General features: G+C 38.8%; 11 protein-coding genes. 6 read left to right on the top strand and 5 right to left on the bottom strand.

Annotation, left to right across the window (positions count from 1 at the left end; genetic code table 11):
- The first annotated feature begins 82 nt into the window (after positions 1–82).
- Positions 83–997 carry an NAD(P)/FAD-dependent oxidoreductase gene (locus tag DUT70_RS17385; protein ID WP_113648637.1) on the top strand — a complete coding sequence of 305 codons (915 nt, stop codon included), beginning with the start codon at positions 83–85 and terminating at the stop codon, positions 995–997.
- A 76-nt stretch (positions 998–1,073) separates the two neighbouring features.
- Here the strand turns inward: DUT70_RS17385 and DUT70_RS17390 are convergent, their stop codons facing one another.
- From DUT70_RS17390 to fbaA, 3 genes are all read right to left on the bottom strand, one after another.
- Complete coding sequence (locus DUT70_RS17390; protein WP_113648638.1) at positions 1,074–1,562, bottom strand: low affinity iron permease family protein; 489 nt, start codon at positions 1,560–1,562, stop codon at positions 1,074–1,076.
- Between the two features lie 158 nt (positions 1,563–1,720).
- Positions 1,721–2,632 (bottom strand): glucosamine inositolphosphorylceramide transferase family protein, encoded by a 912-nt coding sequence (locus tag DUT70_RS17395; RefSeq protein WP_113648639.1) that lies wholly within the window; start codon positions 2,630–2,632, stop codon positions 1,721–1,723.
- Positions 2,633–2,813: 181 nt separating this feature from the next.
- A complete protein-coding gene (fbaA, locus tag DUT70_RS17400) occupies positions 2,814–3,893 on the bottom strand; it encodes a class II fructose-bisphosphate aldolase (RefSeq protein ID WP_113648640.1) in 1,080 nt (359 codons plus the stop codon).
- 416 nt (positions 3,894–4,309) lie between these two features.
- Here fbaA and accD point away from each other — a divergent pair, with 416 nt between their 5' ends.
- The 5 genes from accD (at position 4,310) to DUT70_RS17425 (ending at position 8,917) form a co-directional block, all read left to right on the top strand.
- Positions 4,310–5,155, top strand: coding sequence for an acetyl-CoA carboxylase, carboxyltransferase subunit beta (accD, locus tag DUT70_RS17405; RefSeq protein ID WP_113648641.1), 846 nt, complete (start codon positions 4,310–4,312; stop codon positions 5,153–5,155).
- A 341-nt stretch (positions 5,156–5,496) separates the two neighbouring features.
- Positions 5,497–5,943 (top strand): nuclear transport factor 2 family protein, encoded by a 447-nt coding sequence (locus DUT70_RS17410; RefSeq protein WP_113648642.1) that lies wholly within the window; start codon positions 5,497–5,499, stop codon positions 5,941–5,943.
- A gap of 2 nt (positions 5,944–5,945) precedes the next feature.
- Complete coding sequence (locus tag DUT70_RS17415; protein ID WP_113648643.1) at positions 5,946–6,401, top strand: YciI family protein; 456 nt, start codon at positions 5,946–5,948, stop codon at positions 6,399–6,401.
- Between the two features lie 90 nt (positions 6,402–6,491).
- On the top strand, positions 6,492–7,217 hold the full coding sequence (locus DUT70_RS17420) for an N-acetylmuramoyl-L-alanine amidase (RefSeq protein WP_113648644.1): 726 nt from the start codon (positions 6,492–6,494) through the stop codon (positions 7,215–7,217).
- A gap of 152 nt (positions 7,218–7,369) precedes the next feature.
- On the top strand, positions 7,370–8,917 hold the full coding sequence (locus tag DUT70_RS17425) for a M20/M25/M40 family metallo-hydrolase (protein WP_113648645.1): 1,548 nt from the start codon (positions 7,370–7,372) through the stop codon (positions 8,915–8,917).
- A gap of 319 nt (positions 8,918–9,236) precedes the next feature.
- Here DUT70_RS17425 and DUT70_RS17430 read toward each other — a convergent pair whose 3' ends face one another.
- Positions 9,237–10,241 carry a cytochrome d ubiquinol oxidase subunit II gene (locus DUT70_RS17430; RefSeq protein WP_113648646.1) on the bottom strand — a complete coding sequence of 335 codons (1,005 nt, stop codon included), beginning with the start codon at positions 10,239–10,241 and terminating at the stop codon, positions 9,237–9,239.
- Positions 10,229–11,560, bottom strand: a complete 1,332-nt coding sequence (locus tag DUT70_RS17435) for a cytochrome ubiquinol oxidase subunit I (protein ID WP_113648647.1) — start codon at positions 11,558–11,560, stop codon at positions 10,229–10,231. The genes DUT70_RS17430 and DUT70_RS17435 overlap by 13 nt, the downstream gene beginning before the upstream one ends.
- Positions 11,561–11,829 lie beyond the last annotated feature (269 nt).

An 11,829-nucleotide genomic window follows, 5' to 3' on the forward strand; every position in this document is an offset into this window, starting at 1 on the left:
TTGTCATTGTTTTGAAATATTAAATGCAACAACATTGCGTTATTAATTTAATGCGTATTTTCGTTTATACAATTAAACGAACATGGAAATTTCAAAAACATACGATGTCATCATTATTGGAGGCAGCTATGCAGGTCTATCAGCTGCAATGGCTTTGGGCCGAGCCGTCCGAACCTTATTGGTGCTGGACAATGGTAAGCCCTGCAATGCGCAAACGCCCCACTCTCATAACTTCCTTACTCAGGACGGAAAAACACCAAAAGAAATTGCAAGCGTAGCGAAACAACAGGTTTCAAATTACGAAACCATCAGCTTTGTTGACGATACTGCTGTAGCAGCTACCCAAACAAGCAAAGGCTTTCAAATCAGCACTGCCAGGGGCGATGTTTTTGAGACCAAAAAAATCATCTTCGCCAGTGGCGTTAAAGACGAACTTCCAAACATTGAAGGTTTTGCTGAATGTTGGGGCATTTCGGTCATCCACTGCCCTTACTGCCATGGCTACGAAGTGCGTAACCAAACGACTGGAATTTTCGCCAACGGCGATATTGCCTACGAGTTTACCAAATTGATTTGGAACTGGGCCAAAGATTTAACCCTGTTTACGAATGGAAAATCTACCCTAAGCCCAGAGCAAACTAAAAATCTTCGATCAAAGCAAATTAACATCATCGAAAAAGAAATTGTTAAGGTTTCGCATCAAAATGGAAAACTCGAACATTTAGTATTTACCGACGGCACTAAGCAACCTTTGGATGCCTTATACGCTAAATTAGGTTTTAAACAAAATACCGACCTTCCAGTTCACTTAGGTTGCGAACTATCTGAAAGTGGTTATATTAACGTAGACACGATGCAAAAAACTACTGTTGATGGTGTATTTGCTTGTGGCGATAATACCAGTATGATGCGCTCTGTAGCCAATGCCGTTTATAGTGGAAACATGGCAGGAGTTGTGGCCAGTAAAGAATTAATTGCCGACGAATTTAACAGCTAATTTAGCCTCAAACTCGTCATTCGATCATCCCAATAGTCACTTCATCATTATTGGGATGATCTTTCAAAACATATTACTAGCAATCTTTTGAAGGCTGTGTTTCATCAGACAATGTTTGCGCCAATTTAATCGCTTTTCTATAGTGCAATTTCTGCGCTACGTCAATAGAATGCGATTGATGGATGTTACTTTCATTTTTGGCCAACTTAGCCAAAGTCACATAAAACTTATGGAATTGATCTAGCTCCTCTTCCGTTAAATCTTCAATATCTACCATTCTATTGCTAGCTTTCTCATGTGCAGCAATCAACTCGTTCAGTTTAAGCTGTATGGCTTTGCTATCTTTATTCTGTGCTTTTTGGATCAAAAAAACCATTAAAAAGGTGATAATTGTCGTGCCCGTATTGATCACCAGTTGCCAAGTTTCCGAATAGTCGAAAATAGGCCCCGATAAGCCCCAAGCTAAAACAATAACTACTGCCGAAATAAATGCGGGCGAACTTCCTGTGAATTTGGTGGCGACGTTTGAGAAACGTTCAAACAATCCGATTTTATTGTTGCTCATATAAATATATCCTCTTGTGAGCTTCAATTTAGCATTTTATAATCAAAACCACATCATTGCGTTGATCGCAATTTATACGCTGCCTTTTGAAGAGATGCGGGATACCCTGAAAAAAACATCAAATTCATTCAACATAAGCAAATAACGCCTAAGGAGATTCAGAAAAGGGATAAAAAACGGTGTCTTTTGACCAGTACGTCTACCATAGAAAGTTTGCCCACCTTATTAAAAGTATGGGTCGCCAGCAAATTTCTTTCCCAATTAGGCATAATGTGCGTTACCTTTTCTTCTAAATATTCTTTTTCGTTTAAGGTAATGATCTTATTTACAGACATTGCCCAACCATACCTTTTAGAACAATCTTGTGATGGTCTGTATAAAACACCTTCATCCTCAAAAATGTTACCTGCTGGTCTAGCACTACTTACATCGCTCACCACAGGATTAGCAGGGTGAGCAACCCAATTGTTGGATAGCAAATCGTCACTATAAAAAATATGCAGGTCTTTATTAGTGGTAATCCCCTGTTCAGGTTCTATCAAGGTAAACAGCCAGTATTTACCATCATGAAATTTAATAGTGGTATCGGCTGCAATTACATTTTCCATTAAAGCATTGCAATAACGCCACTTTAAGGGGAAATCTTCGCATTGATAAAGGTCGATTGTTTTATTCGCTGTACTTTCAGGAATCATGTAATAGGTATCCTGTAGTTTAAAAATAAAAGGGTAAGATAAATGGTAAGGCTTTTCTAAAATTTTTTGGCTTTTTAAAGGCTTACTTACACCTTCTTCAAGTTCAATTACTGAAATGTATCCTTTACCCTCTTCAAATTCTAATTCTTCTACAAAAACATAATGCACACCATTTTCTTCAACAATAAAAGGATCTGCCCAAAACCGATCTTTGGGAGGGATAATTTGCTGATAGGTATTCAACTGACCATCAAATCCAGTTTCAGTATTTTGATCAAACTTATATCGTAATTGCCATTGCTCAATGAACAACAATTCATAAATGATTTTCTTCCAATAAGTTAAAACCCTATGATAGGCAGATAGGATGAACATAGATCAATATTAGTAATCATTTAAAAATTAGCGAGGTAAGGCCAACCAATTTCAATTTATGCGCTAACCCATGTTAATGAATTAACCTTGTACACCGTTAGCAAAAAACAAGTATAGCATAACTTGTTCAAAATAAAAAACGCCGCATTTTTGGTGCGGCGTTTTGTTATCTCTTATTGAATTATAACTTATCGTTTACATTCACACAGTTCAAATCTTCGAAAGCCACTTTTAAGCGGGCTACGAAAGTTTCTTCCGCTTTGCGCAACCATACACGTGGATCGTAGAACTTTTTGTTAGGCTTATCTTCACCATCAGGGTTACCAATTTGGCCTTGCAAATAAGCCTCATTATTTTTGTAGAAACCTAAAATACCATCCCAAAATGCCCATTGCAAATCGGTATCGATGTTCATTTTAATTGCACCATATGAAATAGCTTCTCTAATTTCTTCTTGTGAAGAACCAGAACCACCGTGGAATACAAAATTGATTGGTTTTTCAGCCGTTAAACCGTATTTTTCCTTGATGAAATCCTGTGAATTTTTCAAGATGATTGGTTGTAATTTTACGTTACCAGGTTTATAAACACCATGTACGTTACCAAAAGCAGCAGCAACCGTAAACTGATCGCTAACTTTGCTTAGTTCTTCGTAAGCATAAGCTACTTCACTAGGTTGCGTGTATAATTTAGAGCTATCTACATCGCTATTGTCAACGCCATCTTCTTCACCGCCAGTAACACCTAACTCAATTTCGATCGTCATTCCCAATTTCTTCATACGCTCTAGGTATTTTGCAGAAATTTCAAGGTTTTCCTCAATCGGCTCTTCAGAAAGATCCAACATGTGCGAAGAAAACAAAGGTTTGCCAGTTTCAGCGAAGAATTTCTCACCGTGATCTAACAATCCATCAATCCAAGGCAACAATTTCTTAGCAGCATGGTCAGTGTGTAAAATCACTGCAATACCATAATGCTCAGCCAATAAATGTACGTGCTTAGCAGCAGAAACAGCGCCTAAAACACATGCTTGTAGGTTATCATTGTTTAAGGTTTTACCTGCATAAAATTGTGCACCACCGTTAGACAATTGGATAATTACTGGCGAATTTACCGCCTTAGCAGTTTCCATTACCGCATTAATCGTATTGGTTCCTGTTACGTTTACTGCTGGAAGTGCAAATTGATGTTTTTTGGCCTGCTCAAACAGTTCCTGTACAGCAGCTCCATGAATTACGCCTTTGTAGCCTTTTAAACTCATTTTATATTTAGTTTTAAATTGTTTCGAAGTTAGGAATTTTAATCTAACTATAGATGTTATTTGGCAAATGTAATCAAAAATTACTTATTGTCAATTATACACTAAGTTTGCTTTTAATCAGTGGTTAGGAGCTAGGAGCTAGGGATTAGTAATTCATTGGGATTTGATTATTAGTTCATTGGTTCATTGGTTCATTGGTTCATTAGGATTTGTTTAATTGGTTATTTGTTTAACTGTTTAATTGATTATTGGTCATTGCATATTGAAATCTGCTTGTTGGCTTCCAAACTAACCACTAACCACTAGTACCTAACTACTAACCACTAGTTCCTAGCCCCCTAACTCCTCCACTTCACTTTTAAGTTTGCGTTAATTTTTTTTTTCGTTTCTTTGTAGTCGCATTTTTAAAAAGTAACATGTCTTGGTTTAGAAGAGAGAAAAAAGGGATCAGTACCAGCACTGAAGAAAAAAAAGAAGCTCCTGATGGTTTGTGGAACAAATGTCCAAACTGTAAAAAGGCGCTTCACAGTGCCGACCTTCAGGAAAACAAGTGGGTTTGTCAATACTGTAGCTATCACCTCAGGGTAGGTTCTAAAGAATATTTTCACGTACTTTTCGACAATAACGAATATACCGAACTATTTGCCGATCTGACTTCGGGAGACCCGTTGCACTTTGTAGACAGCAAACCATATACCGATAGACTTTTAGAAACCACCAAAAAAACAGGGCTTAAGGATGCTATTCGTGCTGCCCATGGTAAAATTGAAGGCGAGGAAATTATGATTGCCTGTATGGATTTCAATTTTATTGGTGGTTCAATGGGTTCAGTAGTAGGTGAAAAAATTGCCAGATCTATCGATTACAGTCTTAAAAAGAAAGTTCCTTTCCTGATGATTTCCAAATCAGGAGGTGCAAGAATGATGGAAGCTGCGTTTTCATTAATGCAGATGGCCAAAACTTCAGCCAAGTTAGCCCTATTAAGCCAAGCTAAAATCCCTTACATTTCGCTATTAACCGATCCGACCACAGGCGGTGTAACGGCTTCTTACGCCATGTTGGGCGACATTAATATTGCCGAACCAGGTGCCTTAATCGGTTTTGCCGGACCTCGTGTAATTAAAGAAACCATTAAAAAAGATTTGCCAAAAGGCTTCCAAACGTCAGAATTTGTATTGGAGCATGGTTTCCTCGATTTCATTGTTGACCGTAGAGAAATGAAAGCTAAATTGGCTACATTCTTGAAAATGATGAAGAAATAAACTGTTCAGTAGTTCATTAGCTCAATAGTTCATTTGGATAATATACAAAACCAATGAACAAATGAAACCAATGAGCTAATCATATTAGAAAAGCAGGGTTCGGACATGTAACAATGTCAGCCCTGCTTTTTGGCTTTAGTTGCTCGCTACGCTCCGCAAGCTACCGCCGTCAATCAGGTTTATCACACATTAACCTATGCCACTAACCTATCTACTTTTGCCCCTTGCAAAAAATCTACGTTACTTACCATTATTTGGCCTCCTATTTTTTGGCTAGTTATGTGGAGTACATCCAAAACATTTCTTAACTTAACATCAAATAAAACAACGGTTCACAAGGTATGAAACACATCATCCTCTATTTAATTTTCTTCTCTGCATACCAAAGTGTTTCGGCGCAAACCAAACAAGATTCCCTTGCCATTAAACAAGCTGCATTAGACTATATCGAATCGCAACACCAGCCTAATCCAGTGCAAATGGAACGTGCCTTACATCCCCGAATGGTAAAAAGAACTTTTTGGAACGACAAAGCCACTGGCAAAGACTACGTGAGAGAAACCTCCACAGAATCAATGGTTTTACTTGCCGAAAGCTATAACAAAAAGGGAGATAAATTCCCCGCTGTACCAAAAAAAGAAGTGAAATTTCTGGACATTTCTGAAAAAACAGCATCCCTTAAACTCATCGCCGACGAATGGATTGACTACATGCACCTCGTTAAACTAAATGGTGCTTGGAAAATCATCAATGTTCTTTGGCAATACAACGACATTAAACAACACTAATCATGAAAAAAATTCTATTTTCCTTGTTATTAATTGCTTCCGCATTTTACAGCCAAGCGCAAGAAAAAGCAAAATACGACGAAGCCCTCGCCAAAAAACTGGGTGCCGACAATTACGGCATGAAAATGTATGTATTGGTGATCCTTAAAACGGGAAGTAACACCACAACCACCAAAGCGCAAACCGATAGTTTATTTAAAGGGCATATGAGTAATATGGAAGTACTTTCCAAAGCCAACAGATTAATCGTTGCTGGTCCTATGGGTAAAAACGACAAGCAATATCGAGGTATTTTTATTTTAAATACAAAATCCATTGACGAAGCAAAAACATGGCTAGCTACCGACCCAGCAGTAAATGCCAAACTGCTGGATGCTGAGTTATATAATTGGTATGGCTCTGCAGCACTTGCAGAATATCTGCCTTATCACGACAAAGTACAGAAAAGCAGTTTCTAGCAATAAAACATTTGCCATTGATAGGTTCATCATCACATTAGTCTATCATCATATTAGCCATTGATCACATCATCTCATTATCAGTAAAACATGCGTAGAACTTTAAAAACAGTACTTTACCTAGCCATTGCCCTGCTTCCTCAAGTAACTCATGCTCAAAAGAAATCAACGGTAGTCGTGTGGCAACCTTCTCATCAAACCGATACTGGCGTAGATTTCAATGAAGCCCAAACCTGCAATACCATGGTAGAGGCCGCCATGAAGAAATCGCCGATAAAAAAGGAATACAAAGTGTGGAGCTTAAATGAGCCGAACCTGCACCACGCCAATCAAGGGAGCAACACCTTACTTGCCCATACTGCTGATGTAATTGATGGTAAAATATCGGGCTATGCTTTCGAGCTCAATAAATCCAACGAACTAAAACCCGATGTTTTCATTTCTTTCCATAACAATGGCGGCACCAAACAACATGCCATTTGGGGCTTTATACACGAAGGTGATGCATATGAGAAAGATAATCGGGAACTAGCTGCCCGCTTAACGGCAGCCATAGCTTCGGTAACCGATTTAACCAACAAAGGTGTTTTTGGTGACAGTTGGCCTAACCGAAATGATTATAGGTGTAAAGAAACAGGTAAAAGAGCGTTTTACAGCCTAGATGAAAATGTAAACAAAGCTAAATACCGTGTGTTGCTAGAAGTAGGCGACATGGGGCAAAGTCGAGACTTTCTACTCAATAAAGACAACTTGGTAAAAATGGGTGAAGCTGTAAAAGAAGCCTTGTTAATTTGGCTAAAGGAAAAAGGCTTGTAGCCTTTGCAACATTTCTATTAATGAGGGTTTAAAACGGACTTATTGGCTACTTTTGAAGTCACTAATAAAGAAAATAAACCTAAAATGAACCGTCCATGATTTACGAAATCATGGTAAGCTCCATCTGACAACTAAAAAATAAATATATACAGATGAATAGAAAACTACTTTTACCAAGTTTATTGCTATTCACTTCTTCCTTCGTTTTTGCGCAAGATAAAGTGATAAACAATATTGTTAAAGAAGCCAACGAAAACTCACAATTAGAAAAATTAGCACATGAGCTACTAGATGTAGTTGGACCTCGTTTGGTGGGTACGCCGCAAATGAAACAAGCTAATGACTGGGTAGTAAAAAAATACGCCGATTGGGGTATTAGTGCTAAAAATGAAAAATGGGGCGAATGGCGTGGTTGGGAGCGCGGCGTGACCCATGTAGATTTAGTGAGTCCTCGTCTAAGAACTTTGGAGTCTACACAACTGGCGTGGAGCCCATCAACCAATGGAAAGCCAGTTAAAGCAGAAGCCATTATTTTACCCGAAAACATCACCGATTCTATTGCTTTTCAAAAATGGTTACCTACCGTAAAAGGTAAAGTAGTATTAATTTCACACAACCAAATTTCTGGCCGTCCCGATAAAAACTGGGAAGAGTTTGCCACTAAAGACCTTTTTGAAAAATACAAGAAGGAAAAAGCTGCCGCATTAAAGAAATTTAACGACAACCTAGCTAAAACTGGTTTAAAAGCGAAAGACTTAGCCTTGGCCTTAGAAAATGCTGGAGCAGCGGCATTAGCCATCAACAACTGGTCGCAAGGCTTTGGAGTAGATAAGGTTTTTGGTGCCAACACCAAGAAAATCCCTACCATTAACCTTTCTGTAGAGGATTATGGATTGGTTTTTCGTTTAGTGAAATTCGGTTCAAAACCTGTACTTAACATCGTTTCTGAATCTAAAGAACTTGGATTAGTACCGACTTTTAATACAGTAGCCGAAATCAAGAGCAAGGAAAAACCTAACGAATATGTAATGCTTTCTGCACACCTAGATTCTTGGGATGCTGCTAGCGGTGCGACAGATAATGGCTCTGGTACAATTTTGATGATGGAAACCATGCGTATCTTGAAAAAGTTCTATCCAAACCCTAAACGTACCATTTTAGTAGGACATTGGGGCAGCGAAGAGCAAGGCTTAAATGGTTCGAGGGCATTTGTGGAAGACCATCCTGAAATCGTAAAAAACCTACAAGCCTTATTTAACCAAGATAATGGAACAGGTAGAGTAGTAAATTTAGCAGGACAGGGTTTTGCTAATGCCGAGAAATTTTTAACCCGTTGGTTGGCAAAAGTTCCAGACACCATTAAAAATCAAATCAAAACTTCATTCCCTGGCATTCCAGGAGCTGGTGGTTCCGACTTTGCTTCTTTTGTAGCTGTTGGTGCACCAGGCTTTTCTTTAAGCTCAACCAGCTGGGATTATGGCACCTATACATGGCATACCAACCGCGACAGCTATGATAAAATGGTATTCGACGAGATTAAAAGCAATGCTATTTTAGCGGCAATTATGGTTTACATGGCTTGTGAAGATCCTGAAAGATTAACCACTGAGAGAGCAGATCTACCTGTAAATGAACGCACGGGTAAAAAACCTGTTTGGCCAGAGCAGAAAAAAGCAATCCGTAAAGGCGGTGTAGACTAATACGTTTCATTCAGAGCGTAGCGAAGAATCAATATTTTAAACCACCTAAGACATCTGAGTTCATTTTAGATGTGTTGGGTGGTTTTTATTTTTGAATTTTTAACCATCTAAGACACCTTAGTTCATCTTAGATAAAACATCTAAATGATATTATTAAAATCTTCTTCTAGCACTCCTATATTAATCTTAGTCTTCTTAAATATTCTAAAATGTCTAAGGTGGTTTTATTAGTGCGTATTTTTTTAACCACCTAAGACACCTTAGTCCATCTTAGATTTCTTAGATTTCTTAGATGCTCTAAAATGTCTAAGGTGGTTAATTATTCCTCTTTCTGCTGGAACTTATAAAACAAATACCCTAAAAACGGCAAAATCAATAAACTACCTAACACCAAGGCCCAACCCAAACTTTGTATCGTTTTATCGGGACCAATGGTCGTATACAAAGAAATCACCTCCCCTCCTTTCAAACGGATAAAATTGGGAAAGTGCGCATAACTAATGGCTACCAAAATCATCGTCACCTGAAACCCCGCCAATAAACGTAAAATCTTTGTTTTTCCCTTAAGCAATAGGTACCAAAGTAGCACTAGCGACAAACTGGCTAAACTTACGGCCGTTAATCCAACTTTGTTGTAAATCACCCAGTTCATTAAAGGCACATTTTCCATCGCAGCACTAAAAAATACCATTGCACCAAAAACTACTGCCGCAATATTCATATATTCTGCCTTTTTGATAAAGCGCTTCTTATCTTCAACCGTTTTACACTCGCCAATTAAATAAATTGCCGCTAAAAAGCCACAAAGTGCTGTGGTGAACAATCCTACGGAAATAGAAAACCAATTCAGCCAGCTAAAAATATAAGCATCCGCAAAGTTGTTGGCGTTCAAATCTATTTGTCCAGAAAGTACGCTACCCGCAATGATGCCTAAAAATAATGGGGTGATAAAGCTTGAATAAACAAAAACCTGGTTGTAAATGCCCTGCATGTTATCCTTCACCGCATCGTAATGCCTAAACACAAAAGCAGTACCCCTAGCAATAATTCCTATAAGCATAATGGCTAAAGGGATATGCAAATGCACCGACATCGTGGTATAAATAAGCGGGAAGCCCACAAACAAAATCACGATGGCAATAATGAGCCACATGTGATTAGCTTCCCAAACGGGACCTATGGCATGATACATGGTATTACGCGTCTTGCTCCTATTCTTCTCCGAAGTGAAAAGCTCAATAATACCCGCCCCAAAATCGGCTCCGCCCAATAAAAAATACAGCAGAATGGCCAAACACAAAAAGATAATGACTACTTGTTCCATGAGTCGGTATTTGAAGATTGATAAAGCACAGGAACCATTTTAATTTGTCGGTAAAGCAAAAAGATAACAATTAAACTAAGCGAGAAATAAATGGCCGAAAAGAGATAAAATGACCAAGCAATACCTGGCATTGGAGTTACTGCATCCTTGGTACGCATAATACCATTGATGATCCAAGGTTGCCTGCCTACTTCTGTCACTGTCCAACCCGCTTCCAAAGCAATGTATCCCAATGGGATGGCAAAAACGAAGAGCTTCAGTAACCATTTACTATTCAAAACGGTCTTCCTTCGCCATAAAACAATGATATAAGTCACTGAAATTACCATCATGATGGTACCCAAACCCACCATTATTTGGAAAGCATAATGGGTAATGGCTACTGGTGGATGCTCATCCTCGGGAATTTGATCGAGGCCTTTCACCTCCGCCTTGAAATCGCCATGCGCTAAAAAACTTAAAGCTCCAGGAATCTCAATCGCTTTGCTCACCGTTTTATTTTTTTCATCCACAATACCACCAATCAATAACGGTGCAGGCTTCTCGGTTTTATATAAGGCTTCCATGGCCGCTAACTTAGCAGGCTGTCGTTGAGCCACATCTTTAGCCGAAATATCACCACTTATGGGCTGTAATAATGCAGCAACCGTTGCAAAAGCAGCCGCAATTTTAAATGACTTATAATGGAAATCCGTATGCTGTTTCTTCAAAATCATCAAAGCATGCACACCCGCTACCGCAAAACCCGTAGCCGTAAAAGCAGCCAAACACATGTGTAATGCCTGCGTAAACCAAGCATCGTTAAACATCGCTTTAATAGGGTCAATATTGGTGTATTGTCCATTTACGTACTCAAAACCAGCAGGACTATTCATCCACGCGTTGGCAGCAACCACCAAAATACCCGAAGCAAGGCCGCTTACTCCTACCACCACGCCAGTAAACCAATGGAACCATTTATTGAGTTTTTCCCATCCATATAAAAAGAACCCTAAAGCAATGGCCTCAATAAAAAAGGCCGTACCTTCTAAAGAAAAGGGCATGCCAAATATAGGGCCTGCATGCTCCATAAACTTAGGCCAAAGTAACCCCAGCTCAAACGAAAGCATGGTGCCCGAAACGGCACCTGTAGCAAAGAAAATAGCCACCCCCTTGCTCCATGCCTTGGTAATGTGCTTATAAACTTCATTGTTTGTTTTTAACCACTTGTAGTGCGAAACCGCCATAAAAAACGGCATCACCATACCAATACAAGCATAAATAATGTGAAAACCCAAAGAGAGGGCCATTTGCGAACGGGCTGCTAAAAAATCATCCATAAGTTGGGGAATTGGATTAAACAAATATAGGACCTAAGCCATTAACTCGTCGGCAGTTAATCACCTTTCAAAGAGATATTTAAAATATAGAACGTTTATAAATTAAACTCTTTTTGGGAGAACCATTTTATATTCATTATTGGAAAAGCAAATTCAGCACCCTTTTGTAAAAGCAGTCCCGCTATCCGCTACAATCTTTTTGTGAATCTTACTGCTTTTAAACCTCGTAGGTTTTAAAAACCTACAAGTTTTCGTTAAGAATTACAACA

The organism is Pedobacter chitinilyticus (assembly GCF_003313385.1).
GTDB classification, from domain to species: Bacteria; Bacteroidota; Bacteroidia; order Sphingobacteriales; family Sphingobacteriaceae; genus Pedobacter; species Pedobacter chitinilyticus.